General features: G+C 75.6%; 20 protein-coding genes. 10 read left to right on the plus strand and 10 right to left on the minus strand.

Features of this window, described 5'->3' with window-relative positions; genetic code table 11:
• The 5 genes from KIN34_RS15895 to KIN34_RS15915 form a co-directional block, all read right to left on the minus strand.
• On the minus strand, positions 1–1,365 hold the full coding sequence (locus KIN34_RS15895) for an APC family permease (RefSeq protein ID WP_214352914.1): 1,365 nt from the start codon (positions 1,363–1,365) through the stop codon (positions 1–3).
• 53 nt (positions 1,366–1,418) lie between these two features.
• Positions 1,419–1,973 carry a GNAT family N-acetyltransferase gene (locus tag KIN34_RS15900; RefSeq protein ID WP_214352916.1) on the minus strand — a complete coding sequence of 185 codons (555 nt, stop codon included), beginning with the start codon at positions 1,971–1,973 and terminating at the stop codon, positions 1,419–1,421.
• The gene (locus KIN34_RS15905; protein ID WP_214352918.1) at positions 1,973–2,605 is read right to left on the minus strand and encodes a TIGR00645 family protein; all 633 of its coding nucleotides are present in this window, start codon (positions 2,603–2,605) and stop codon (positions 1,973–1,975) included. The genes KIN34_RS15900 and KIN34_RS15905 overlap by 1 nt, the downstream gene beginning before the upstream one ends.
• Positions 2,606–2,742: 137 nt before the next feature.
• Positions 2,743–3,063 (minus strand): AzlD domain-containing protein, encoded by a 321-nt coding sequence (locus KIN34_RS15910; RefSeq protein WP_214352920.1) that lies wholly within the window; start codon positions 3,061–3,063, stop codon positions 2,743–2,745.
• Positions 3,060–3,803 carry an AzlC family ABC transporter permease gene (locus KIN34_RS15915; RefSeq protein ID WP_214353156.1) on the minus strand — a complete coding sequence of 248 codons (744 nt, stop codon included), beginning with the start codon at positions 3,801–3,803 and terminating at the stop codon, positions 3,060–3,062. The genes KIN34_RS15910 and KIN34_RS15915 overlap by 4 nt, the downstream gene beginning before the upstream one ends.
• A gap of 411 nt (positions 3,804–4,214) precedes the next feature.
• Between KIN34_RS15915 and KIN34_RS15920 the strand changes: the two genes are divergently transcribed.
• From KIN34_RS15920 to KIN34_RS15940, 5 genes are all read left to right on the plus strand, one after another.
• On the plus strand, positions 4,215–5,048 hold the full coding sequence (locus tag KIN34_RS15920) for a thymidylate synthase (protein ID WP_214352923.1): 834 nt from the start codon (positions 4,215–4,217) through the stop codon (positions 5,046–5,048).
• Positions 5,045–5,596, plus strand: coding sequence for a dihydrofolate reductase (locus KIN34_RS15925; RefSeq protein WP_214352925.1), 552 nt, complete (start codon positions 5,045–5,047; stop codon positions 5,594–5,596). Before KIN34_RS15920 ends, KIN34_RS15925 begins: the two co-directional genes overlap by 4 nt.
• Positions 5,597–5,643: 47 nt before the next feature.
• On the plus strand, positions 5,644–6,561 hold the full coding sequence (gene dapA / locus KIN34_RS15930; protein ID WP_214352927.1) for a 4-hydroxy-tetrahydrodipicolinate synthase: 918 nt from the start codon (positions 5,644–5,646) through the stop codon (positions 6,559–6,561).
• 52 nt (positions 6,562–6,613) lie between these two features.
• Positions 6,614–8,299 carry a ribonuclease J gene (locus KIN34_RS15935; RefSeq protein WP_214352929.1) on the plus strand — a complete coding sequence of 562 codons (1,686 nt, stop codon included), beginning with the start codon at positions 6,614–6,616 and terminating at the stop codon, positions 8,297–8,299.
• An 88-nt stretch (positions 8,300–8,387) separates the two neighbouring features.
• Positions 8,388–8,576 (plus strand): hypothetical protein, encoded by a 189-nt coding sequence (locus KIN34_RS15940; RefSeq protein ID WP_214353191.1) that lies wholly within the window; start codon positions 8,388–8,390, stop codon positions 8,574–8,576.
• On the opposite strand, the gene KIN34_RS17450 is transcribed toward KIN34_RS15940, so the two are convergent.
• Positions 8,543–9,391, minus strand: a complete 849-nt coding sequence (locus KIN34_RS17450) for a 4'-phosphopantetheinyl transferase family protein (protein WP_214352930.1) — start codon at positions 9,389–9,391, stop codon at positions 8,543–8,545. The two genes, KIN34_RS15940 and KIN34_RS17450, sit on opposite strands and share 34 nt — an antisense overlap.
• Positions 9,388–10,629 (minus strand): DNA glycosylase AlkZ-like family protein, encoded by a 1,242-nt coding sequence (locus KIN34_RS15950; protein ID WP_214352931.1) that lies wholly within the window; start codon positions 10,627–10,629, stop codon positions 9,388–9,390. The genes KIN34_RS17450 and KIN34_RS15950 overlap by 4 nt, the downstream gene beginning before the upstream one ends.
• A 129-nt stretch (positions 10,630–10,758) precedes the next feature.
• Between KIN34_RS15950 and KIN34_RS15955 the strand changes: the two genes are divergently transcribed.
• Together KIN34_RS15955 and KIN34_RS15960 are read left to right on the plus strand one after the other, a co-directional pair.
• Entirely contained in the window at positions 10,759–13,509 is a 2,751-nt protein-coding gene (locus KIN34_RS15955; protein WP_372449564.1) for an FtsK/SpoIIIE family DNA translocase, read from the plus strand.
• Positions 13,506–15,884, plus strand: a complete 2,379-nt coding sequence (locus tag KIN34_RS15960) for an EAL domain-containing protein (RefSeq protein ID WP_307858290.1) — start codon at positions 13,506–13,508, stop codon at positions 15,882–15,884. Before KIN34_RS15955 ends, KIN34_RS15960 begins: the two co-directional genes overlap by 4 nt.
• Positions 15,885–15,908: 24 nt before the next feature.
• Here KIN34_RS15960 and KIN34_RS15965 read toward each other — a convergent pair whose 3' ends face one another.
• Positions 15,909–17,231: a CapA family protein gene (locus KIN34_RS15965; protein WP_214352932.1), complete on the minus strand. Its 1,323-nt coding sequence runs from the start codon at positions 17,229–17,231 to the stop codon at positions 15,909–15,911.
• Between the two features lie 157 nt (positions 17,232–17,388).
• Here KIN34_RS15965 and pgsA point away from each other — a divergent pair, with 157 nt between their 5' ends.
• The 3 genes from pgsA (at position 17,389) to KIN34_RS15980 (ending at position 19,065) form a co-directional block, all read left to right on the plus strand.
• Positions 17,389–17,979 (plus strand): CDP-diacylglycerol--glycerol-3-phosphate 3-phosphatidyltransferase, encoded by a 591-nt coding sequence (pgsA, locus tag KIN34_RS15970; protein ID WP_214352933.1) that lies wholly within the window; start codon positions 17,389–17,391, stop codon positions 17,977–17,979.
• Positions 17,980–17,993: 14 nt separating this feature from the next.
• The gene (locus KIN34_RS15975; protein WP_214352934.1) at positions 17,994–18,497 is read left to right on the plus strand and encodes a CinA family protein; all 504 of its coding nucleotides are present in this window, start codon (positions 17,994–17,996) and stop codon (positions 18,495–18,497) included.
• A gap of 226 nt (positions 18,498–18,723) precedes the next feature.
• Positions 18,724–19,065, plus strand: a complete 342-nt coding sequence (locus KIN34_RS15980) for a helix-turn-helix domain-containing protein (RefSeq protein ID WP_214352935.1) — start codon at positions 18,724–18,726, stop codon at positions 19,063–19,065.
• 45 nt (positions 19,066–19,110) lie between these two features.
• Here the strand turns inward: KIN34_RS15980 and KIN34_RS15985 are convergent, their stop codons facing one another.
• Positions 19,111–19,866, minus strand: a complete 756-nt coding sequence (locus KIN34_RS15985; protein ID WP_214352937.1) for an Fpg/Nei family DNA glycosylase — start codon at positions 19,864–19,866, stop codon at positions 19,111–19,113.
• Between the two features lie 75 nt (positions 19,867–19,941).
• Positions 19,942–25,041 carry an Lhr family ATP-dependent helicase gene (locus tag KIN34_RS15990; RefSeq protein ID WP_214352939.1) on the minus strand — a complete coding sequence of 1,700 codons (5,100 nt, stop codon included), beginning with the start codon at positions 25,039–25,041 and terminating at the stop codon, positions 19,942–19,944.
• Positions 25,042–25,062 lie beyond the last annotated feature (21 nt).

Consider the following 25,062-nt stretch of genomic DNA (forward strand, 5'->3'; position numbering starts at 1 on the left):
TCAGGCAGGCTCGTCCCCGTCGCCCGGGTGCTCCGGCGCCTCGGCGGCCGACGTGCCGCGCCGCGTGCTCCACCGCGCCGCGACGTACAGCAGCACGCCGAGCGCCAGGAGCGCGCCGGCCAGCAGCCAGTGCCGCGCCTCCTGCTGCGTGAGCAGCACCAGGCACGTCGCGATCGCCAGGACCGGCAGCGGGGTCCACGCGCGGAAGTGCGCGTGACCGACGTCGTCGCGGCGCAGGACGAGCACCGCCACGTTGGTGCTGAGGAACACGAAGAGCAGCAGCAGGACCACGGTCGAGGCGAGGTCGACGAGCGAGCCCGTCAGGGTGAGCACCATCGCGACGAGCGTGGTCGCGACGATCGCGACGACCGGCGTGCGACGGCCCGGCAGCAGCCGCCCGAAGACGGCCGGCAGGAGGCCTTCCTCCGCCATGCCGTAGGTGAGCCGGCTCGCCATGATCATGGTCAGCAGCGCACCGTTCGCCACCGCGACGAGCGCGACCGCGGCGAACAGCTCGAGCGGCACGCCACCGGCGGCCTCGACCACCTCGAGCAGCGGCCCGCTGGACTCCTGGAGCTGGGCGGGCGCGACCACGGCCGGCGCGACGACGCCCACGAGCAGGTACACCACGCCGGCCGTGAGCAGCGCACCGAACAGCGCGCGCGGGTAGACGCGCCGGACGTCCCGGACCTCTTCCGCCAGGTTGGCGGACGTCTCGAACCCGACGAACGAGTAGAACGCGATCAGCGCGCCGCCCAGGGTCGCGGTGGCGACGCCCGTGCCCTCGGGCAGCTCGGAGAGCCGGGTGAGGTCGCCGTCGCCGCGGCCGAGCACGACCGCGCCCAGGACGACGACGAGCACGAGCCCGCTCAGCTCGATGGCCGTCATGACGACGTTGGCGCGCAGCGACTCCTTGATGCCGCGCGCGTTGAGCGCCGCGACGAGGGCGAGGAACACGAGGGCGGTCGGGACGGCGGGCACGTCCAGGAACGTCCCCAGGTAGTCGCCACCGAAGGCGAGGGAGAGGCCGGCAGCCGACGTCACGCCGGCGGCCAGCATGCTGAAGCCGACCAGGAAGGAGAGCAGCGGACGGCCGAACGCCTTCTGCGCGTACACCGCCGAGCCGCCCGCGCGGGGGTACTTGGTCACCAGCTCGGCGTAGGACGCGGCGGTCAGCAGCGCCATGCCGAGGGCGACCAGCAGCGGCAGCCAGATCATGCCGCCGGCCTCGGCCGACAGCTCGCCCACGAGGGCGTACACGCCGGCACCCAGGACGTCGCCGAGGATGAACAGGAAGAGCAGGGGGCCCGTGACGTTCCGGGCGAGCCGGGTGGTCTCGTCGGTGGCCGTGGGCGTCGTCGTCATCAGACGAGTGTCAGGGCCGGTCGCCGGGTGCGCACGACGAGGCCGCCGCCCGCCTAGATCGTGGCCCACCACCGGTGCTCGCGGACCGTGCGCTCGGAGCCGTCCGGCAGCGGTCCGGACGCGAGCTCGCGGACCGTCTCGTCCGGCCCGAGACCCGCGCCCGCGAGGAACTGCGCGCGTGCCGCGTCGCCGTCCAGGACCCACGTCTGGAGCTGGTCCGCGCCGTCCTCGCGCAGCAGGTCCACGCACGCCGCCAGCAGCCGCGAGCCGTGGCCGGACCGCTGGTGGTCCGGCAGCACCTCGAGCGCCAGCAGCACGCCGCCCGGCGGCTGCATCGGGTCGGCCGACGGGACCGGTGCGACCGACGCGAAGCCGACGACGGTGGCGCCCGCGCACGCGACCAGCACGCGGTGCCCGGCCGGCGGCGCGGTGATCGCCGCCGCCCACTGCTGCGTCATCGCGTCGATGTCGAGCACGTCGAGCGCGCCGCCCAGGAGCTCGCCGTGCGCGCCGCGCCACGCCGCGACCTGGGCGTCGGCGATCGCGGCCTCGTCGCCGGGCACGGCCGGGCGGACCGAGACGTCGGCGCTCTCGCGGAACAGCGTCATCAGGCGGTCACGGCCGGGGTGGGCTCGGCGGCCGCGCCGTCGGGCGCGCCCGCGCGGACCTTCGGCGGGTGCTTGACCGACATGCGGTCGATCCACGCCAGGGCGATGGCCGAGACGATGAACGCGAGGTGGATGAGCGTCTGCCACAGCAGCGCCTCGCCGCCGTGCGGCTCCTCGAGCGTCGTCTCCGCCTCGATGAAGCTCGCGAGCAGGTGGATGGAGGAGATGCCGATGATCGACATCGCGAGCTTGGTCTTGAGGACGTTGGCGTTGACGTGCGAGAGCCACTCGGGCTGGTCCGGGTGGTCGTCCAGGCGGATCCGGGACACGAACGTCTCGTAGCCGCCGATGATCACCATGATCAGCAGGTTCGCGATCATCACGACGTCCACCAGGCCCAGCACGGCGATGATCATCGTGCCCTCGTCGAAGGCCACCTCCTCGCCGTGGCTCGTCGTGTGGCCCGTGAACAGACCGACGCCGAGGTCCCACAGCGACGTCATGAACTGCCAGACGTAGAACGCCTGCGCGACGATCAGGCCCAGGTACAGCGGGAGCTGCAGCCAGCGCGACATGAAGATGAGCGTGCCGACGGGGGATCGGCGCAGCGTGGTGGGGGTGGCCTCGGCCATCAGTCCTCCGGGTGGCGGGGGCCGCAGGCAGCGGCCTCGTCGTCGTCGGGCGAGGGTACCAACGCGCGACGACGACGAGACGTGCCCGGAAGACGTGCCCGGAAGACGTGCCCGGACCTCGGGCGGGCGGAAGGCGGTCAGGGCATGCCGAGCGCGCGGAGCCCTGCCGCGGTCGCGGCGGCGAGGACGACCACGACGACGAACGGCGCCCGCAGCGCGAGCGCGACCGCGGCGACCGCCAGCGCGGGCAGGCGTGCGTCCGCGACCAGCTCCTGCCCCTGCGCGACCGCCTGGACGGCGACGAGGGCGGACAGCAGCGCGACCGTCACGAGCGCCGCGGTGCGCGCGACCCGCGGCTGCGCGAGCCAGTGCTCGGGCACCAGGTGGCCGACGAGCTTGATGCCGTAGACGACGGCGGCACCGACGATCACGGCGACCCAGGTGGCGGTCGGGCTCACGGCGCGGCTCCCTCGTGCGGGCCGTCGGGTGCCGGCGCAGGCGGCGTGGACGGGGACGTGGGCGGGGACGCCGGCTCGTCGCCCGACGGGGCGAGGAAGCCGACCAGGATCGCGACGGCCGCGGCCAGCAGGACCGGGACGCCGGCGGGGACGAACGGCGTGGTGGCGAGCGCCACCAACACCGCCGCGGCGCCGACCGCGCGCGCGAGCACCGCATGGCGGCCGCCGAAGCGGGGCCACACCAGCGCGAGGAAGGCAGCCGCCGCCGCGGCGTCGAGGCCGTAGCGGCGCGGGTCGCCGAGCGCGTCGCCCAGCAGCGCGCCGGCGAGCGTCAGCAGGTTCCACAGGAGGAAGACGCCGACGCCGGTCCACCAGAACCCCGCGCGGGCCGCCGGACCCGGGCGGTGCGCGGTGCCGACTGCCGTCGACTCGTCGATCGTGAGCTGCGCCGCGAGCAGCCGGCGCGCCCCGTGCACACCGAGCCGCGGGGCGACCAGGGGGCCGTACAGGCCGTTGCGGACGCCGAGCAGCCCCGCGGTCGCGACCGCCGCACCGGCGGTCCCGCCCGCGCCCACGACGCCGATGAACGCGAACTGCGAGCCGCCGGAGAACATGAGCAGCGAGAGCGCCATCGTCTGCGCCAGGTCGAGGCCGGCGGCCACCGACAGCGCCCCGAACGAGATGCCGTACAGGCCCGTCGCGACCGACACCGAGACCGCCTGCCGGACCGCGGCCCGCACCTCGTCCGCCCCTGTCGTGCCGGTCGTAGCCGGATCGCCCGTCGTGCTCGTCGTGCCCGGATCGCTCGTCGTGCCCGGATCGCTCGTCGTGCCCGGATCGCCCGTCGTGCCAGTCGTCGGCGCGTGGTCGGTGCCCGGGAGGAGCGGCCCGGGCGCGCCCGCGGGCTCCCGCCCCTCGTCGTCCCGCGCCACGGCGTCACTCTCGCACAGGCGTGCGCGGTGAACCCCCACCGGGCGGTCGTCGCGCCGACCCGTCCCGACACCCGCCCGCGACACCTCTGCCCGTGACACCCCTGCCCGCGAGACCCTGCCCGCGACGCCCCTGCCCGCGACACCCCTGCCCGCGACACCCCTGCCCGCGACGCGGGCGGAGCATGACAGCGGGGTCCCGGGAAACGTACGGTGGCGCGCATGACGCCGTCCGTCGAGCCCGCCGCCGCTGGACCGAGCATCCCGACGCCGTACGAGGACCTCCTGCGGCTCGTCCTCGAGACCGGGACGCCCAAGTCGGACCGGACCGGGACCGGCACGCGCTCGCTGTTCGGCCACCAGATGCGGTTCGACCTGGCCGCGGGCTTCCCGCTCGTCACGACGAAGCGGGTGCACCTGCGCTCGGTGGTCTACGAGCTGCTGTGGTTCCTGCGCGGCGACTCCAACGTGCGCTGGCTGCAGGAGCACGGGGTCAAGATCTGGGACGACTGGGCCGACGAGGACGGCGAGCTCGGGCCCGTCTACGGCGTGCAGTGGCGTTCGTGGCCGACCCCGGACGGCGGGCACGTCGACCAGATCGCCCGCCTGGTCGAGGGTCTGCGCAGCAACCCCGACTCGCGCCGGCACGTCGTCTCGGCCTGGAACGTCGCGGACCTCGACGACATGGCGCTCATGCCGTGCCACGCGCTGTTCCAGCTCTACGTCGCGGACGGCCGGCTGTCGTGCCAGCTCTACCAGCGGTCGGCCGACCTGTTCCTGGGCGTGCCGTTCAACATCGCGTCGTACGCGCTGCTGACCCACATGCTCGCGCAGCAGGCCGGGCTGGAGGTCGGCGACTTCGTGTGGACCGGCGGGGACTGCCACGTCTACGACAACCACGTCGACCAGGTGCGCGTGCAGCTCACGCGCGAGCCGTACCCCGCGCCCACGCTGCGGCTGCGTCCGGCGGCGTCCATCTTCGACTACACGTTCGAGGACGTCGAGGTGGTCGGGTACCAGCACCACCCGACCATCGCCGCGCCCATCGCGGTATGACCACCGGGCGCACGGTCGTCGGGCTCGTGTGGGGCCAGACGCCCCGTGGGGTGATCGGCCGGGACAACGCCATGCCCTGGCACGTGCCGGAGGACCTGGCGCGGTTCAAGCAGCTCACGTCCGGCCACCCCGTGGTCATGGGCCGCGCGACGTGGGAGTCGCTGCCGGAGCGGTCCCGCCCGTTGCCGGGCCGCACGAACGTCGTGCTGTCCCGCACGCCGGGCCTCGAGCTGGCGGGCGCGCTCGTCGTCCCCGACCTCCCGACCGCGCTCGCGGCCGCGGCGGCGGCGCCCGGCGGCGACGAGGTGTGGGTGATGGGCGGTGGCGCGGTGTACGCCCAGGCGCTCGAGGTCGCCGACCGCGCCGAGGTCACCGTGATCGACCTGGACGTCGCCGGGGACACGTACGCGCCGCACCTGCCGCCGGACCGCTGGCGGCTGGTCGACGCGGACCCCGCCGGCGGGTGGCGGCAGTCCGCGCGCGGACCGCGCTACCGGTTCCAGTCCTACCGCCGCACCGACGTCCCCCGCGCAGGCACGGCCGGCTGACGGGACCGTGCGGCCCCGGGCGGGGCTAGGGCGGTACGGTGGGCGCCATGCCGCAGGTGACGTCCAGCACGCGTCCGTTCGGGTCCGTGCTCTCCGCGATGGTCACGCCCTTCACGTCCGACGGGGCGCTCGACGTCGACGCCGCGGTCGCGCTCGCGCGGCACCTCGTCGACCACGGGCACGACGGTCTGGTCCTCAACGGGACGACCGGCGAGGCGCCCACGACGCACGCCCCGGAGAAGGCGGAGCTCATCGCGGCCGTCGTCGAGGCCGTGGGCGACCGCGCGTTCGTCGTCGCCGGGGCGGGCTCGAACGACACGCTGCACGCCGTGCGGATGGCCGAGCAGGCCGCCGAGGCGGGCGCGCACGGGCTCCTCGTCGTGAGCCCGTACTACTCCCGGCCCTCGCAGGAGGGCGTCGTCGCGCACGTGCGCGCGGTGCTCGACGCGACCGGCCTGCCGAGCATGCTGTACGACGTCCCCGGCCGCGCCGGCGTGCGCCTCAGCGACGCGACCATCGACGTGCTGGCCGCCGACGAGCGCGTCGTCGCGATGAAGGACGCGACGGGCGACACCGTGAACGCGGCCCGCGCCCTCCAGCGCACGGGCATCGCCTGGTACGCCGGCGACGACGCCGTTCTCCCGCAGCTGCTCGCCGTGGGCGCCGTCGGCATCGTGGGCGTCGCGTCGCACGTCGTCGGCCCCTGGCTGCGCGACCTCGTCGACGCCTGGGACCGTGGGGACACCGCGGGCGCGCTCCGGGCGTACCGGTCGGCGCTGCCCGTCATCGACGCGATCAACGGCCCGGGGTTCCAGGCCGTGTACGCCAAGACGGCGCTCGAGGTGCTCGGCGTGCTGCCACGCCGCACCGTCCGGCTGCCGTACGTCCAGACGTCCGAGGAGGAGGTCGACTCCGTGCGCGCGGTGCTGCGCGCGGCCGGGCTCCTCGACAACGCGCTGGCGTGAGCGCGGTAGCGCCTCGTCGGGCCGGCGCAGCACCCACCGAGAGGGAGACCCCTTGAGCCACCCGCACCCCGAGCTGACCCCGCCGCCGCCGCTGCCCGAGGGAGGCCTGCGGGTCGTCGCCCTCGGCGGGCTCGGCGAGGTCGGCCGCAACATGGCCGTCCTGGAGCACGCCGGCCGGCTGCTGATCATCGACTGCGGCGTCCTGTTCCCCGAGGACCACCAGCCCGGCGTCGACCTGATCCTGCCGGACTTCGACTACATCCGGGACCGTCTCGACGACGTCGAGGCGATCGTCCTGACGCACGGTCACGAGGACCACATCGGCGCGGTGCCGTACCTGCTGCGCCTGCGCTCCGACATCCCGCTGATCGGCTCCCAGCTCACGCTCGCCTTCGTCGAGGCGAAGCTGAAGGAGCACCGCATCACGCCGGTCACCCTGGCCGTTCGCGAGGGCCAGGTCGAGCAGCTGGGGGTGTTCGGGTGCGAGTTCGTCGCGGTCAACCACTCGATCCCCGACGCGCTCGCGGTCGCGGTGACCACCGCCGCCGGGACCGTCCTGCACACCGGCGACTTCAAGATGGACCAGCTCCCGCTCGACGGCCGGATCACCGACCTGCGGGCGTTCGCCCGGCTCGGTGAGAAGGGCGTCGACCTCTTCATGGTCGACTCGACCAACGCCGAGGTGCCCGGCTTCGTCGCGCAGGAGCGCGGCATCGGGCCCGTGCTCGACGGGGTGTTCGCCGATTCCGCCAAGCGGATCATCGTCGCGTCGTTCGCCTCGCATGTGCACCGCGTGCAGCAGGTGCTGGACGCCGCGGCGGCGCACGGGCGCCGCGTGGCGCTCGTCGGCCGGTCCATGGTCCGCAACATGGCGATCGCGGCGGACCTGGGCTACCTCAAGGTCCCGGACGGCGTCCTGATCGACCTCAAGCAGGTGGACGGTCTGCCCGACGACGAGATCGTGCTCATGTGCACCGGCTCGCAGGGCGAGCCCATGGCCGCCCTGTCCCGCATGGCCAACAACGACCACAAGGTCTCCGTGGGCCACGGCGACACCGTGATCCTCGCGTCGTCGCTGATCCCCGGGAACGAGAACGCGGTGTTCCGGGTGATCAACGGGCTGACCCGGCTGGGCGCGCGCGTCGTGCACTCCGGCAACGCGAAGGTGCACGTCTCGGGCCACGCGTCCGCCGGCGAGCTCCTTTACTGCTACAACATCCTGCGCCCGCGCAACGTCATGCCCGTGCACGGGGAGGTGCGCCACCTCGTCGCGAACGCGGCGCTCGCGGTGCAGACCGGCGTCCCGGCGGACCGCGTGGTGCTGGCCGAGGACGGCGTGGTGGTGGACCTGGTCGACGGCCGCGCGTCCGTGGTCGGGGCCGTGCCGTGCGGGTACGTGTACGTCGACGGCTCGAGCGTCGGCGGCATCACCGAGGCCGAGCTGAAGGACCGCCGGATCCTGGGCGACGAGGGGTTCATCTCGATCTTCGCGGTGGTCTCCTCCTCCGACGGCAAGGTGCTCGCCGGTCCGCAGATCCACGCCCGCGGCTTCGCCGAGCAGGACGACGTCTTCGAGGCGATCCTGCCGGACCTGACGCGCGCGCTCGAGGAGTCCGTCGCCCAGGGCGCGACGGACACCCACCAGCTCCAGCAGGTCATGCGCCGCGTCGTGGGCCGCTGGGTGTCGGGACGGCTGCGTCGTCGCCCGATGATCATCCCCGTCGTCGTGGAGGCCTGAGGCGGAGCGCAGCGGGGGGTGGGGGTCGCCGAAGGCGGCACCCGCCACCCGCCGAGCGCAGTCTCGGGCCGATCGAACCAATGGAGGCGTGACCGTGGACGTGCCGATGGACCGACCGGTGTGCCCGATGTGCTCGAACGACCAGTTCGAGCGGCAGGAGGAGCGGACGGACGGGCGGTGGGGCATCACCTCGCACGTCAAGACGCTGCTGGTGTGCACGCGGTGCCGCTTCGTGCTGACCTTCTACGACCGGAACTCGATCTTCGACTTCGACTGACCGGCGCCGGGTCGTCGAGGCCCGACCTCCGGCACGCTCCAGGCCCCGACGACGCCGTCACCCGACCAGCCGCGCAGCGCGTGGCCGAGGGCGGCGGACGCCGGTCCGTCGTCGCCGAGCGCGTCTGTGTCGAGCACGTCGCACCCGCCGAGCTGCGTCAGCTCCAGTGCGCCGGCCTTGACGAGCGCCTCCTTGCGCACCCAGAGGCTCGTGGCGGCGGCGTGGGGGTCCGGCGCGGCCGCGACCCAGGCGCGCTCGCGTGCGGTGAGCACGGCGTCCGGGACCTCCCGGACGCGCTCGACGTCGATGCCGACGGCCGGCGCGGACGGGGGCGCGGCGCTGCGACCGGGCGCGGCGAGCGGCACCAGCGCGTCGGGCACGGTCGCGTCGGGCACCGTCGCGACCTGCACGGCGGCGATCGCGGCGACGTGGCCGTCGGTGTGGCTCAGGCTGACGCCCACCTCCGGGTGCCCGACGAGCGCGGGCCGGCCGTGCCCGGCGCCGCCGCACGCCGAGCACGTCTGCTTCAGGTCGAGCGCCGCGGCGGGGACGCCGAGCAGCTCGGCGGCGCACTCGCGCACCAGGGCGTGCGCGGCGGTGTAGGCGGCGCGGTCGGCCGGCCGGAGCAGCCGGTCGCGACGCTCACGTTCCGGCGCGGCCAGCAGCCCCTCGCGCTCGGGCGACGACGGGCCTGTCACCGGCTCGTGCCGGACGGCGACGCGCAGGCCGTCCGCGTCGGCGGCCCCCGCCGCTCCGAGCGCGGCGCCGCCGCCGCCGCGCTCGGTGAGCCGGGCGGGGCGGGAGAGCCGGCTCACGCGGGCTCGACCCCGCGGAACTCCGCCAGCCGCGCGTGCTCGCGCTCGACGCCCTCGCGCGTGCGGCGGTCCCACGGGACCCACTCGTCGAGCTCGAGCAGCAGCCGGTCGCCACGTGCGCGGGGGCGCCACGTCCCGACGAGCTCGATGCCGGCGAGCACGGCCCCGGGCCGGCCGAGCGTGGGCCACAGCGCCTTGTGCCGGCTGGTGTCGGGCACGATCACGTCGCGGTCCCGGCCCTGGAGGAACAGGTCGTAGGGGCCGAGCAGCCGCACCGGCTCGTCGGACGGCTCGTCCGACGGCCCCTCGGACGGCCCCTCGGACAGCTCGGCGCCGCTGCGGAGCGCGGGCAGGTCGGCCTCGAGGCACCACGCGGCGGCCCCGTCGACCTCGACCGGGACGGCGTCCTGCGGCCAGCGCTCCCGGACGTCCCGCAGCGGCGCGTCGAGGAACGTCGCGACCTGCTTCTCCGTGAGCGGGCCGAGCAGGTGCAGGGTGCCGCGCACCAGGTCGAGGGCGCCGTCGTCGGGGGAGGGGCGCAGGTCGCCGACCTGCGCCGCGGGCCACCGCGGGATCCGGCGCAGCACGGGCGGGGACGTGTCCGGCTCGAGCTCCAGACCGCCGTGGAGCGCCGCGAGCCGGAACGTGAGCTCGTACAGGTGGGTCGCGTCGCACGGGGCGCACCAGCGCGAGTACGGCCCGGGCAGGGCCGCGGTCATGCGGGTGGACAGCGCGCCCTTGACGATGGGCTCGGTGACCTGGTCGCGCATGGTGCGAGCCACGCGCCCGAGGGCCTCTGTGACCGGGATGCCCGCGTCCGCGAGCGGCCGGGCCGCGTTGACCACCCTCCGGGCCGCGTCGCCCTCCGAGTAGGGGCGTACGGCCTTCTCGACCGCTCGGAGGTCCGCGCGGCGGTACGCGTGCGGGGCCCCGCGCAGCGTCCAGGCCAGGGCGAGCGCCCGGGGCCACTCGTGGGCGCGGACCGGCACACCGCGCGTGGCCAGGGCCCACAGCGCGCCGTCCGGCCCGGTGTCCTGGACGCCGAGGTCGAGGATCGCCGCGTCGTCAGGCGCCCGGTCGGCCCGGGGCGCCCGGTCGAGCTCCTGGACCCGGACCCGGTGCCGCAGCACCTGGGTGCGGCTGAGGCGCGCCACCGGTTCCGCGTCGGGGTGCGCCCCGGAGCGGGCGCGCGCCGCGCGCTTCGTCGGAGGGCTCGTCGTGGCCCGGGAGGACGCCATGGGACCACCGTGCCACCGCGGTCCGACATCGGCCCAGGCAGTCCGTCGCTGCGGGTCGGCGTCAACCGGGACCACGACACGCGACCGGACGCGCCCGTCCCGTCGGCGGGTGCGGCTAGTTTGAGGACCATGGCGACGCGTACGTCCTCCTCCGGTGCCCGGTCGGGCGCCTCGACGACCGCGCGCGCCAGCACCTCGGCCGCGTCCCGGACGGCGACGCCGGCGGGGTCCGCACGCGGCGGCTCGGCGCGGTCCGGGTCCGGCCGCGGCTCCACGCGGCCGCCGGCGCGCAAGCCCGCCGCGCCGCCCGCACCCCAGCGCTCCGCACTCCCGGTGCGGATGGTCAAGGCGGTGTGGATGGGGTGCGCGCACCTCGTCGGCGGCACCGCGCGTCGCGTGGGCCACGGCGCGCGCGACCTCGACCCGGCCCACCGCCGCGACGGTCTCGCGTTCACGCTCCTCGGCCTCGCGGTCGTCGTGGCCGCGCGCGAGTGGTGGGCGCTGTCCGGGACGGCGGGCGACGCGATCCACTCGGTCGTCGCGGGCACGTTCGGCGTCGTGGGCGTCATCGTCCCCGTGCTGCTGCTGGCGACCGCGGTCCGCCTCATGCGCCACCCCGAGCGCGTCCAGGCCAACGGCCGGATGGGCATCGGCCTGAGCGCCGTGATCCTCGCGGTGTGCGGCATCGTGCAGGTCTCCGCGGGGCTGCCCGGCACCGACGACTTCGCCGCGCTGCGCGCTGCGGGCGGCATCGTCGGGTACGCGGTCGGCACGCCGCTCGCCACGCTGCTGACCGGCCCCGTCGCCGTCATCCTCCTGGTGCTCCTGGCGTTCTTCGGCGTGCTCGTCGTCACCGCGACGCCGGTGCACCAGGTGGTCCCGCGGCTGCGCAGCGGCTACCACCGCCTCACGGGCGGGCGCCACGACGAGGGCGACGACGAGCCCGACGAGGACGACGACGCCCCCCTGGTGATCAACGCGGGCCACACCGCGTTCGACGAGGACGAGCCCGACGAGGCCCGTCCCGCCCGGCCCCGCCGCCGCGGGCTGCTCTCGCGGCGCCGCGCCGAGGCCCCGGCCGAGCCGGACGAGTCCGCTCTGGACGCCTACGAGGCCGACGAGGCGTTCGAGCGCGCCGCGATCGTGGTGCCCGGCGCCGGGGGCGCGGACCCCGACGACGAGACCGCCGTCATGGACCCCGCACCGCCGACGGAGCCGACCGCCGTCGTGGGCGCGGGCTCGGCGGACGGCCCGACGACCCACCTGACCGCGCCGCCCACCGCGGGTGTGCCCCGGGGCGAGCAGCCGATGCTCGAGGGCGACGTGGTCTACACGCTGCCGTCCGAGGACTCGCTCGCGAAGGGCGCGCCGCACAAGGTCCGCTCGGCCGCGAACGACCGCGTGGTCGAGTCGCTCACCGGCGTGCTCGAGCAGTTCGAGATCAACGCGCAGGTCACCGGCTTCACGCGCGGCCCGACGGTCACGCGCTACGAGGTGGAGCTCGGCAAGGGCACCAAGGTCGAGCGCGTGACGGCGCTGTCGAAGAACATCGCGTACGCGGTCGCCTCCGCCGACGTGCGGATCCTGTCGCCGATCCCGGGCAAGTCCGCGATCGGCATCGAGATCCCGAACACCGACCGCGAGACCGTGTCGCTCGGCGACGTGCTGCGCTCGTCGGCCGCCAAGCGGACCGACCACCCGATGGTCATCGGCGTGGGCAAGGACGTCGAGGGCGGGTACGTCGTCGCGAACCTGGCCAAGATGCCCCACCTGCTGGTCGCCGGCGCGACCGGCGCGGGCAAGTCCAGCTTCGTGAACTCCATGATCGTCTCGATCCTCATGCGCTCGACGCCCGACGAGGTGCGCATGGTGCTCGTCGACCCCAAGCGCGTCGAGCTGACGATCTACGAGGGGATCCCGCACCTCATCACCCCGATCATCACCAACCCCAAGAAGGCCGCCGAGGCCCTCGAGTGGGTGGTGCGGGAGATGGAGGCGCGGTACGACGACCTCGCGATGTTCGGGTTCAAGCACATCGACGACTTCAACGCGGCCGTGCGCGCCGGCAAGGTCAAGCCCCTACCGGGCTCCGAGCGCAAGATCGCGACGTACCCCTACCTCCTCGTCATCGTCGACGAGCTCGCGGACCTCATGATGGTCGCGCCCCGCGACGTCGAGGCGTCGATCCAGCGGATCACGCAGCTCGCGCGCGCGGCCGGCATCCACCTCGTCCTCGCGACGCAGCGACCGTCCGTGGACGTCGTCACCGGGCTCATCAAGGCCAACGTCCCCTCGCGCCTGGCGTTCGCGACCTCCTCGCTGACCGACTCGCGCGTCGTGCTCGACCAGCCGGGTGCCGAGAAGCTCATCGGCCAGGGTGACGCCCTGTTCCTGCCCATGGGCGCGGCCAAGCCGATGCGCACCCAGGGTGCGTGGGTCGCCGAGTCGGAGATCCACGCGGTGGTCGCGCACGTGAAGACGCAGCTGAAGCCCGTCTACCGGCAGGACGTCGCCGCCGTCGCGCCCAAGAAGCAGGTCGACGAGGACATCGGTGACGACCTCGACCTGCTGCTGCAGGCCGCCGAGCTCGTGGTGACGACGCAGTTCGGCTCGACGTCGATGCTGCAGCGCAAGCTGCGCGTCGGCTTCGCCAAGGCCGGGCGGCTCATGGACCTGCTGGAGTCGCGCGAGATCGTCGGCCCCTCGGAGGGCTCCAAGGCGCGCGAGGTGCTGGTCCAGCCCGACGACCTGCCGGGCACGCTCGCGATGCTGCGCGGCGAGCCCGGCGACCCGGTCGTCGAGGACGGGCCGCCCGTCGCGACCGACTACCACGACGACCTCGAGGACGAGGACCAGGACTGGTCCGGCGGCCGTCGGTGAGCGCCGCCGCGCTCGGGACGGGGGAGGTGGTGGCCTCGTCGTGGGCGGCGTCGCGGGGCGGGTCGTGGCTCGAGGCCGACGGCGTGCTCTCGGCCGCGGACTCGACGGTCGGCCTGGTCTCGCTCGGGATCGCGGTGGTCGCCATCGCCGCGCTGGTCTGGGTGCTCGTGCTGCTGGCCCGGCAGCGCCGCGAGGTGCGGCGCGCGAACGACCTGCTCGCGCTGTCCCGTGAGCTGCGGCACCGGTACGACGCGCTGCAGGCCGTCACCAAGGAGGGCGTGCTCGTCGTCTCCCTGAGCGGCACGGTGCTGGACATCTCCGACCGTGCGGCGGCCATCCTCGGCGTCGAGCAGGACGCGACGGTCGGCAAGCACCTGACCGACCTCGCGGTCGTCCTGGTCAACGAGCAGGGGCTGTCGATGAACCCCGCGGCCGTGCTCGGGTACCGCACGGGCCGCGCCGGCTACACGGTCGACTCCCAGCTCGTCGGCGTGGCCCTGCCCGGGACGCAGGGCTCGCAGGCGCGTATGGTCCAGGTCGCGAGCCAGCTCGTCGCCGCGGCGGACGGGGACGCGCCGGCCGTCCTGACGACGCTGGTCGACGTCACCGGCAGCCGCCAGGTCGAGGCGGCGCTGTCCCGCTCGGAGATGCAGTTCCGCGTCGCGATGGAGAACGCGCCCATCGGCATGGCGCTCGTCGACCTCGACTGGCACGTGGTCGAGGCGAACTCGGCGCTCGCGGAGCTCCTGGGCACCACGGTCGAGGCGCTGCGCGGGTACCCGATGGAGGCGCTCAGTACGCCCGACTCGCGGGCGAGCGAGCGGCTCGAGGTCGACCGGCTGCTGGGCGGCGGGCAGCACCGGTTCTCGCTCGAGAAGCGCTACCAGCGGGCCGACGACCACCTGGTCTGGGTGGTGCTCGACGCGGCGCTCGTGCGCAGCCCGTCCGGCGAGCCGGACCACTTCGTGGTGCAGGTGCGCGACTCCACCGAGTCCCGGCTGCAGGCCGAGATGCTCACGCACCGCGCGATGCACGACCCGCTGACCGGGCTGGCGAACCGCACGCTGCTGCAGGAGGTCCTGCAGTCGGTGGTCGAGCAGCCGGGCGTCGTGGACCGCGTCGCGGTGCTGGCGTGCGACCTGGACGGGTTCAAGGAGATCAACGACCGGTACGGGCACGCGGCGGGAGACGAGGTCCTGGTGCACGTCGCCGGCGTGCTCCGGGCCGCGACGGCACGGCGCGGGACCGTGGCGCGGCTCGGCGGTGACGAGTTCGTCGTCGTCGTGCAGGACGTCGACGGGCCCAAGGCGGTGTTCGAGGTCGCCGCCGCCATCCACGCCGGGCTCGCGGAGCCGGTGCGCGTGGCGCGACGCCGTCTGCCCGTCGCCGCGAGCATCGGGATCGCGCTCGCCGACCCCGAGACCGTGCAGGGCGGCGCGCCGACGCTGCTGGCGGCCGCCGACGCGGCGCTCTACAAGGCGAAGTCGGCGGGCCGGGGCCGCACCGAGGTCTACGACCAGTCGATGGCCAAGTCCTCGAGCGTCGAGCTGCTCCGCGAGCTCACCGAGGCGCTGGCCTCTGGCGAGCTCGTGGTGCACTACCAGCCGATCGTCGACCTCGCCGACGGCCGCGTCGTCGGGTACGAGGCCCTGATCCGCTGGCAGCACCCGTACCGCGGGCTCCTGCTGCCGGCCGCGTTCCTCTCGCTGGCCCAGGAGGCCGGCCTCGCGGTCCCGCTCGGGCAGTTCGTCGCGACGAAGGTGGCGGAGTTCGTCGCGTCCTCCCCGGACCGCACCACGTGGGTCTCTGTGAACGTGTCCGCCGACCAGCTCGGCGACGGCGAGTTCGCGACGACGCTGCTCGCGGAGATCTCGCGGCACCGACTCATGGCGGGCCGCATCGTCGTCGAGCTCACCGAGTCGTCGCTCGTCGCGTCCGGCACGCGCATCCGCCACGAGCTCACGCAGCTCTCGGCGGCCGGCGTCCCCATCCTGCTCGACGACTTCGGCACCGGCGTCTCGCCGCTGTCCTACCTGCGCGACCTGCCGGTGGCGGGCGTCAAGCTCGACATGTCCTTCACGTCGGGCATCCCCGACGACCCGACCGCCGGCAAGGTGGTCCGGGCGCTCGGCGCCCTCGCGCGCGAGCTCGCCATGGTGACGATCGCCGAGGGCATCGAGCACGCCGAGCAGGCGGAGTACCTGCACCGCAACGGCTGGCGGTACGGGCAGGGCTGGCTGTACGGCGGAGCGCAGCCCGCGCCGACGACGGGCGCCGCGACCCACGCCTCGTCGGCCGGTGCCGTGCCTGACGGCCGTCCGGCACCGGCGCGGGTCGCCACCCCGGCGGTCCACCCGGGCGACACGACGCGCTGAGCGCGGGCCGGCCAGCGCGCCGGGTCAGCCGGTCCGGCGGGAGACGACCGTCGGTGCCGACCCCGTCGGCGCGGTCGGCACGTCGCGCTCCGGTGCCTGGCTGCCCACCGCGTCGGCGACGCGCTGCAGCCGCTCGGCGACCTGCGTGGGGCTCAGGGTGTCGGTGCCGTCCGGGATGTCGGGCAGCGCGTGGACGCGGTGCCCCCCGCGACGGTCCACCGTGAGGCCCGTCCACTCGACGCCCGTGACACGCGGCGGGCCGGCGGCCCTGCCTTCGGCGTCGAACGCACCGGGACTGCTGATGTGGGCGGTGAGGAGCACGCCCGAGTCGGTCTTGGGCGAGCAGCACTCGCCGTCCTGGTTGGACAGGAAGTTGCCGAGCCCGTACGCGACCCACATCCCGGCGCCGTCCGGTCCGCCGTCGAGCAGGGCCACGGGCTGCGGGACGTGGGCGTGGTGCCCGATGTACAGGTCGATCTGCCCCGAGTCGGCCAGCTCCTGCGCGATCGCCTCCTGCTCGGCCGTGGGCTCGGTCTGGTACTCGACGCAGCAGTGCACGCTCGCGATGACGACGTCCGCGCCGTCCTCGCGGGCCTGCTCGGCCTCGGCGACCATCGCGGGCACGTCGATGCGCGTCACGGACCACGGCTTGTCCGCGTCGACCGGCATGCCGTTGGTGCCGTAGGTCGCGGCGATGTGGGCGACGGTGATCGTCTGCCCCGCGCGGTCGAGCGTGTACAGCTGCGGCTGCTGCGCCTCGAGCTCCGTGCGCGCGGTGCCGACGTGCCCCAGCCCGACGTCGTCGAGCGCGTCCAGCGTGGCGGTCACCCCGGCGAACCCGCGGTCCACCGAGTGGTTGGACGCGGTCGAGCAGCCGTCCCACCCCTGGTCGGCGAGGCCCTGGGCGAGCTCCACGGGAGCCCCGAAGACGGGGTACCCGCTCGGCTCGGACCCCGGCGGCGCGATCGGGACCTCGAGGTGGCACAGCGCGAGGTCCGCGCCCTGGACCCACGGGTCCACCGGCGCGAGGAGCGGACCGAAGTCGACGTCCCCGTCGCGGTCGGTCGCGGACGCGATGACCGGCGTGTGGGGGAGCACGTCGCCGGCGGCGACGACCGTGAAGTCCGCGTCCGGGTCCGCCGTGGGCGACGGGGTCGGGGTCGGCGTGGAGGGACCGGGCGTCGCGGCCGGGCTGCCGCTCGCCGTGCTCGTCGGACCTGCCGAGGCGTCCGACGACCACGGCCGCAGGGCGACCGCAGCGCCCGCGACGCAGGCGAGGACGAGTGCGGCGGTGACGAGCACGACCGCGAGGGGGGAGGTGCGGCCGGCCCGGGCGTGACGTGTCACACACGGGACAGTAACGGCCCGCAGCCCGTGCGACGTACGCCGCAGCGGGCGGCGGGACGGCTCCTCGCTGAGCGGATCGGGGCAGTCCGGACGATCGGGGAGGTACCGCCGCGTGGTGCGGCCGAGGGGCGGCGGTGGCGCCGCATAGTCTGTCCCGGTGAGCCCCGCACCGCAGCCGACGTGGAACCTGGCGAACGCGCTGACGGTCGTGCGCGTGCTCCTGGTGCCGGTGTTCGCGTGGGCGCTCCTGGCGGACGGTGGCCACACGGTCGGCTACCGGCTGCTCGCCTTCGGCATCTTCGCCGTCGCCGCGGTCACCGACCGGGTCGACGGCTGGTACGCGCGCCGCACGGGCCAGGTCACCGACTTCGGCAAGCTCCTCGACCCCATCGCGGACAAGCTCCTGATCGGCACCGCGCTGGTCCTGCTCTCCGCGCTCGACGACCTCGCGTGGTGGGTCACCGCGGTGGTCCTGGTGCGCGAGCTCGGGATCACGGTGATGCGCTTCTTCCTGCTGAGGTACGTCGTCCTGCCGGCCTCGCGCGGGGGGAAGCTCAAGACCGTGCTGCAGGTCCTCGCGATCGGCCTCTACCTGCTCCCGCTCGACCACCTGCCGGGCGCCGTCGAGGTGGTCGCGGCCGTCGTCATGGCGGCAGCTCTCGTGGTCACCGTCGTCACCGGCGTCGACTACGTGCGCACGGCGCTGCGCATCCGGCGCGCGGCGCCGGTGGAGCCCGGTCTGCCGTGACCACCGGTGGGCGGATGCCCGACGAGCACGACGCGGACCCGCCCGGCGACGCGCCCCTGCTGCTGCGCGTCCTCCGGGACCGCGGGCTGACGCTGGCCGTCGCGGAGTCGCTGACCGGCGGCATGGTGGCCGCCCGCCTCGTGGACGTCCCCGGTGCGTCGGCGGTGCTGCGCGGCGGCGTCGTGGCCTATGCGACGGATCTCAAGGCGGCGCTGCTCGGCGTCGACGCCGACCTGCTCGCCCGCGAGGGCGCCGTGCACCCGGACGTGGCCCGCCAGATGGCGCAGGGCGTCCGGGATCGGCTCGGTGCCGACGTCGGGCTCGCGACGACCGGGGTCGCCGGGCCCGAGCCGCAGGACGGGCGAGCGCCCGGCACGGTGCACGTGGCGGTCGTGAGCCCGGCCGGGGTGCGGGTCGCCTCGCTCGTCGTCGACGGCACCCGCGCGCAGGTCCGCGAGGAGGCGGTCCGCGCCGTGCTCGCGCTCGCGCGCGACGCGCTGGCCGGTCCGGTGGGGTGAAACTCCGGTCCGGCGCGGCGCGCTGGAAGGTCGAGGGAACACCGGGACGTGCGACGTCGTTGGAGGGGACGTGATGAACACACGCCCGCCCGCCCGCCGCGCGACCGCGCGTGTCGGTGCCGCGCGGTACGGTGGCAAGGTGCCGACCGAATCGGCACTCCGGATCGAGGGCACTCGGGTCACCAGCACCTCGGGACGGACGGACGAGGCGAGAGGGGGAGCCCCGATGGTCGTACTCCGTCGCGAGATCGGCGACGTGCTGCGGGATGCGCGACAGCGCCAGGGCCGGACCCTTCGTGAGGTCTCGTCGGCTGCGCGCGTCTCCCTGGGCTACCTCAGCGAGGTGGAGCGGGGACAGAAGGAGGCGTCGTCGGAGCTGCTGCACAGCATCTGCGAGGCGCTCGACGTCCCGATGTCCCTGGTGCTGCGCGAGGTCAGCGACCGCGTCGCGGTCGCCGAGGGCCTGCTCATCCCGGACACCGTCCCCGCGGACCTCGCGGTGTCGATGGACGGCTCCCACGAGGGCCGGTGGACCCGGACCCGCTCGGAGCTCACCCCCGTCGGCTGACCGCCCGCTGAGACGCCCGCTGCCGCGCCCCGGCGCCGGGCGGGCTCAGGCGCGCTGGCACCGGGGGCAGTAGAAGACGGGTCGTTGCATGGGCGGCTGTCGCGCCTGCCCCTCGGCGATCGGCGCGCCGCACCGCGGGCACGGCTGGCCACGTCGGCCGTGCACGCGTCCCGGAGCGGCGCCGGTCGCCACGGACCGCTGCAGCTGGTGGCGGGCGATGACGTACAGCCGCATCGGCTCCGGGACGGCGTCGGCGGGCGTCCACGGCCAGAGCCGCTCGACGAAGAGCGACTCGGCGCAGTAGATCGTCCCCAGCCCGGCGGCGACGCGCTGGTCGAGCAGGACCTCCGCGACGGGGGTCGAGCCCTGCGCGGCCCACCGGCGCGCGATCTCGTCGAGATCGAGCTCGTCCGCGAGCACGTCGGGACCCAGGTGGCCCAGGAGCCGGCGCTCGTCGCGGGTCGGCAGCACGTCGAGCATCCCGAGCAGGTGCCCCCACGCGGTCCAGCGCTCGGTCGCGAGCACGGCCCGGACGGACGGCGAACCAGCCCGCGCCTCCGGTGAGCCCGTGCGGGCGACCCGCCACTGGCCGTCCATGCGCAGGTGCGTGTGCAGCGTCCGGCCGTCGTCGAAGCGCGTGAGCAGGTGCTTGCCGTAGCTGCCGGTGCCCAGGACCGAGCGGCCGACCAGGTCGACGCCGGCGGCCGTGGGCCAGCGGAGCTCGGACCGGACCAGCGGCCGGCCCGCCAGCGCCTGGTCGAGCCGGATCGCGGTCCGGCGCACGACGTCACCCTCGGGCACGGCGACCCCCCGAACCGCGCCGGTGGGTGGGCCGCGCGTGACGCCCGCGCGGGAGCCGGGCGCTCGTCGCCGGCCTCACGGCGTGCCGCTCGTGCGCAGGCCCCGCGGTGTCGTCGCGAAGCCGGCGTCGACGAGCGCCCGCCCCACGCGGCTGTGGGCGGCCCCGTCCGCGAGGACGCCGGCGCCGTCGATGCGCGTCACGGTCAGGCGCCCCGTCCGGCGCCCGACGGCCGTCAGACCGCGCGCGGCGGCGGCGAGCGCGTGCTCGTCGTCGACGAAGGACAGCACCGAGCGGCCCCCGCGCTCGACGTAGAGCGCCAGCGCGCCGTCGACCAGCACCACCAGGGCGCCCGCCTTGCGGCCGGGCCGGTGCCGGGCGGCGCCGGGGTCGATGCCCGTCGACGCGGGAGGTGCGGGCCACGCGACCGACCCGCCGTACGGGTTCGCCGGGTCGGTGGCGGCGAGCACCACCACGTGGTGCCCGCCGCCGCGCTGGGACGGCTCCGGCCCGGCCTCGACCGACGCAGCCTCGTCGCGCTCGACCGCACGCTCGCGCGCCGACCGCACGGTCTCGGCGTCCGCCCGGAGCTGGTCGACCGCGCCGGGGAGCGCGAACTGCGACCCCCCGAGCCGCTCCACGAAGTACCCGCGCCGGACCTGCCCGCCTTGCTCGAGCGTGCCGAGCACGCGGTAGACGTCGGCGAACCGGGCGCCCACGCCCTCGAGCGGCGCGACGGCGCGCGTCAGCACGCCGTGGCGGTCGAGGAGCTGCGCCGCGAGCGCGTGCGCCCGGAGGGTCGGGTCCTGCTCGCGGCCGGGCAGCAGCGACCACCGCCCGGACGCCGTCCCGGTCGCCGCGCCCGTCCGCGGCGGCCGGGCGCCCAGGGCCGCCGCGCCGCGCAGCCCCAGGCGGGGACGCAGCGGACGTCCGCGCGGGGCGGCGGGGCGGCTGCGGTGCGCGGTGCTCCCGGAGCCGAGGAGCGCGCGCAGCGGGGTGAGCACGTCGTTGGTGACCCGGGTGGACCACACCAGGTCCCACAGCGCCGCCGTGACGTCCTGCTCGCTCGCCGCGACCGGCAGGTCGAGCGAGCCGTCGGCGGTCAGCACCGCGCGCACCCGCTCGGCCAGGGCACCGACGAACCACGCTCCGCCGCCGTCGAGCGCCTCGAGGAGAGCCCGGTGCAGCGGGGTGCCGGTCGGGTCGTCCGGGCCGGCTGCCGCGATCGTGGGCAGCGTGAGGTCGGCGACCGCCGCCGGGTGCAGCGACACCAGGCCGTCGTGCCCGGGCAGCGGCGCGTGCCCGGCCCAGAGCACCTCGCCCGAGGCGAGCAGCTCGTCGAGCATCTCCGGCCGGTAGTCGCTCACCCGCGCCGGCAGCACGTGCGTCTCGAGCGCCGAGGCCGGCACGACGAAGCCCGCGAGCTGCTCGACCGCGCGCGCGAGGCCGTCCACGCCGCGCAGCCCGTCGCCGGACCCCCGGCCGGCGCCCACCGGGGCGATCCCGTGCCAGCGCGGCAGGAAGACGCCCAGGGCCTGCGGGTCGACCGGCTCGACCTGCGAGCGCAGGGCCGCGAGCGAGCGCCGTCGCAGCGTGCGCAGCACCTCGGCGTCGCAGTACTCGTCGCCCGTGCCGCCGAGCTCGTCGGGGCGCAGCCGGCCGTGCACCAGCGTCCCGGCCTGCTCGAGGCGCGCGAGCGCGTGGTGCGCGACGGCGACGCCCCAGCCGAACCGGGAGGCCAGCGCGTGCGCCGTGAACGGCCCGTGGGTGCGGGCGTGCCGCCGCACCAGGTCACCGACGGGGTCGGGCACCAGCTCGGTGAACACCTCGGGGACGCCCACCGGCAGCGCGACGCCCAGCGCGTCGCGCAGCCGGCCCGCGTCCTCCACGGCCGCCCACTGCTCGGTGCGGTGCTCCGGCACGCCGGCGACGCGCACGGCGATCACGCGGCGGGCGGAGGCCAGCTCGTCGAGCCAGGCGGGCACGCGGTCCCGGACCTCCGCGCGCACGCGCGTCGCGAGCTCGGCGGCGGGCAGCGGGCCGTGGCGGCGCACGACGTCCGCGAGCTGCTCGAGCGACGTGGCCTGCCGCTGCGGCGCCTGGCCGCTGAGCTCCGCCTCGGTGTCGAGCACCGCCTGCGGGTCGAGCAGGTCGGCGAGCTGGGACTCGCCCGACTGGCCGAGCAGCTCGGCGAGCAGCGTCGGGTCGAGCGTGAGCGCAGCCGCCCGGCGCTCCGCGAGCGGTGCGTCCCCCTCGTACAGGAACTGCGCCGTGTAGCCGAACAGGAGCGACTGGGCGAACGGGGACGGGCTCGGCGTGGTCACCTCGACCACCGCGACTCGTCCGCCTGCGACGTCCCGCATGAGGTCGGCGAGCGCCGCGGTGTCGAAGTCGTCCTGCAGGCACTCGCGCACGGCCTCGAGCAGGATCGGGAAGTCCGGGTGCTGCGCGGCGACCGTCAGCAGCTGGGCCGACCGCTGGCGCTGCTGCCACAGGGGCTGACGACGGTCCGGTCGACGCCGCGGCAGCAGGAGCGCGCGCGCCGCGGCCTCCCGGAACCGCGCGCCGAACAGGGCCGAGGAGCCGAGCTCGGCGCGGACCTGGCCCACGACGTCGTCGGGGTCGAGCAGCAGGTCCGTCAGGTCGAGCGCGGGGCCGGCGTCCGCGGACCGCCCGGCCGACGCCGCTCGTCGTCCCGCGTCCGCCCGACCGCCGGCCGGACCGCCGCGCTCGTCCAGGGACCACAGCGAGTCCAGCTCGGCGTCCAGCATGTCCGGCAGCCGCAGCACGATGCCGTCGTCGGAGTGCATCACCGCCGCGTCGACCCCGTACCGCTCCCGCAGCCGGGCACCCAGCACGACGGCCCAGGGCGCGTGCACCCGCGCGCCGTACGGCGAGTGCAGCACGATCCGCCAGTCCCCGAGCTCGTCGCGGAACCGCTCGACCACGATCGTGGTGTCCGAGGGCACGACCCCGGTCGCCTCGTGCTGCTCGCGCACGTACGTCAGCAGGTTGTCGCCCGCCCACTCGTCGAGCCCGGCCTCGCGCAGGGTGGCCCGCGCGGCCTCGTCGTCGAGCGGCACCAGCCCGCGCACCCACGCCCCCATGGCGCGGCCCAGCTCGGCCGGCCGGCCGGGGGAGTCGCCCTTCCAGAACGGCAGCCGGCCCGGGACGCCGGGGGCGGGCGAGACGAGGACGCGGTCCGCCGTGATCTCCTCGATGCGCCACGTGCTCGAGCCGAGCGTGAAGGTGTCGCCCGCGCGGGACTCGTAGACCATCTCCTCGTCGAGCTCGCCCACGCGCTTGCCGCCCCGGGGCCGCGCCGCGTCGGTGTCGACCGGGACACCGTCGGTGCGGTCCGTGGCGAGGAACACGCCGAACAGGCCGCGGTCGGGGATGGTCCCGCCGCTGGTGACGGCCAGGCGCAGCGCGCCGGGCCGGCCGGACAGGACGTCGCCCGCGCGGTCCCAGACCACGCGGGGCCGCAGCTCGGCGAACTCCTCGCTGGGGTAGCGGCCCGCCAGCATGTCGAGCACGGCGTGCAGCGTCGCGTCGCCCAGGGTCGCGAACGGCGCCGCGCGGCGGACGACGCGGGCGAGGTCGTCGACCGTCCAGTCGTCGACCGCGACCATGGCGACCACCTGCTGCGCGAGCACGTCCAGCGGGTTGCTCGGCACGTGCATCGCCTCGAGCTCACCCGAGCGCATGCGCTGCGCCGTCACGGCCGCCGCGACCAGCTCGCCCCGGAACGTCGGGAACACGATCCCGTGGGACACGGCACCGACCTGGTGCCCCGCGCGCCCCACCCGCTGCAGCCCGCTGGCGACCGAGGGCGGCGAGCCGACCTGCACGACGAGGTCGACCGCACCCATGTCGATGCCGAGCTCGAGCGAGCTCGTGGCCACCACCGCGGGCAGGACGCCCGCCTTGAGCTCGGACTCCGTCCGGGTGCGCTCCGCGCGGCTCATCGAGCCGTGGTGCGCGCGCGCGAGGACCTGCGTCGCGTCGCGCGTGTCGATGCCGACGCCCGTGCCGGACTGCGCCGGGACGGCCGCCGGCTGCAGCGAGCCGGGGTCAGGGACGTCCACGCCGTTGCGCTCCGCCCACACCTCGTTCATCCGCGACGTGAGGCGCTCGGCGCCGCGTCGCGAGTTCGTGAACACGAGCGTCGAGCGGTGCTCGGCGACCAGGTCGACCACCCGCTCCTCGACGTGGGGCCAGACCGACGCGCGGCGTTGCGGCCCGCCCGCGGCGCCCGAGAGGTCGAGCTCGTCGTCCAGGTCCGGGGAGCCGGCGGTCGTGCCGTCGTCCGGGCCGTCGTCCGCGCTGCCGTCCGCGCTGTCGTCCGCGCTGCCGTCCACCGTGGCTCCCGCCCCGGCGCGGGCCGCGGCGGCGCGCCGGGCGGCGCCCGCCAGGTCCGTCAGGTCCGGGACCGGCAGGACGACGTCGACCTCGATCCGCTTGGTGGACGGCGGCTGCACGACGACGACCTCGCGACCCCCGTCCTGCGGGCTGCGCGCCCCCCCGAGGAAGGACGCGACGGCGTCGACGGGTCGCACCGTCGCCGAGAGCCCGATGCGCTGCGCCGGTCCCGGGCCTGCCTCCAGCAGCGCGTCGAGCCGCTCGAGCGACACCGCCAGGTGCGCACCGCGCTTGGTGCCGGCCACCGCGTGGATCTCGTCGAGGACGACCGTCCGGACGCCGGCGAGCCCAGCACGCGCTCCCGACGTGAGCACGAGGTACAGCGACTCCGGCGTCGTGATCAGCACGTCCGGCGGCCTCGTCGCGAACGCGCGGCGCTCCGCCGGCGGCGTGTCGCCCGTCCGGATCCCGACGCTCACCTCCGGCAGCGGACGGCCCAGCCGCGCCGCCGCCTGGCGGACACCGACGAGCGGCGAGCGCAGGTTGCGCTCGACGTCGGTCGCCAGTGCCTTGAGCGGGGAGACGTAGAGCACCCGGCAGCGCTCCACCGGGTCCGCGGGCACCTCCTGCGTCAGGAGCCGGTCGATCGCCCACAGGAAGGCCGCGAGCGTCTTGCCGGAGCCGGTGGGCGCGACGACGAGCGCGTGGTGGCCGCCCGCGATTGCCTCCCACGCGCCGGACTGCGCCGCGGTCGGCGCCGCGAACGCGCCGGTGAACCATGCCCGGGTCGGCTCGGAGAACTGGGAGAGCACCACGGCGCCATGGTGTCAGCCACC

Origin of the sequence: Cellulomonas fulva, from assembly GCF_018531375.1 — a bacterium.
GTDB lineage: Bacteria > Actinomycetota > Actinomycetes > Actinomycetales > Cellulomonadaceae > Cellulomonas > Cellulomonas fulva.

Coding starts and splice junctions, on each gene's coding strand:
- KIN34_RS15895 (WP_214352914.1), bottom strand. CDS start 1,365: ATGACGACGACGCCCACGGCCACCGACGAGACCACCCGGCTCGCCCGG.
- KIN34_RS15900 (WP_214352916.1), bottom strand. CDS start 1,973: ATGACGCTGTTCCGCGAGAGCGCCGACGTCTCGGTCCGCCCGGCCGTG.
- KIN34_RS15905 (WP_214352918.1), bottom strand. CDS start 2,605: ATGGCCGAGGCCACCCCCACCACGCTGCGCCGATCCCCCGTCGGCACG.
- KIN34_RS15920 (WP_214352923.1), top strand. CDS start 4,215: ATGACGCCGTCCGTCGAGCCCGCCGCCGCTGGACCGAGCATCCCGACG.
- KIN34_RS15925 (WP_214352925.1), top strand. CDS start 5,045: ATGACCACCGGGCGCACGGTCGTCGGGCTCGTGTGGGGCCAGACGCCC.
- dapA (WP_214352927.1), top strand. CDS start 5,644: ATGCCGCAGGTGACGTCCAGCACGCGTCCGTTCGGGTCCGTGCTCTCC.
- KIN34_RS15950 (WP_214352931.1), bottom strand. CDS start 10,629: ATGGCGTCCTCCCGGGCCACGACGAGCCCTCCGACGAAGCGCGCGGCG.
- KIN34_RS15955 (WP_372449564.1), top strand. CDS start 10,759: ATGGCGACGCGTACGTCCTCCTCCGGTGCCCGGTCGGGCGCCTCGACG.
- KIN34_RS15975 (WP_214352934.1), top strand. CDS start 17,994: ATGCCCGACGAGCACGACGCGGACCCGCCCGGCGACGCGCCCCTGCTG.
- KIN34_RS15980 (WP_214352935.1), top strand. CDS start 18,724: ATGGTCGTACTCCGTCGCGAGATCGGCGACGTGCTGCGGGATGCGCGA.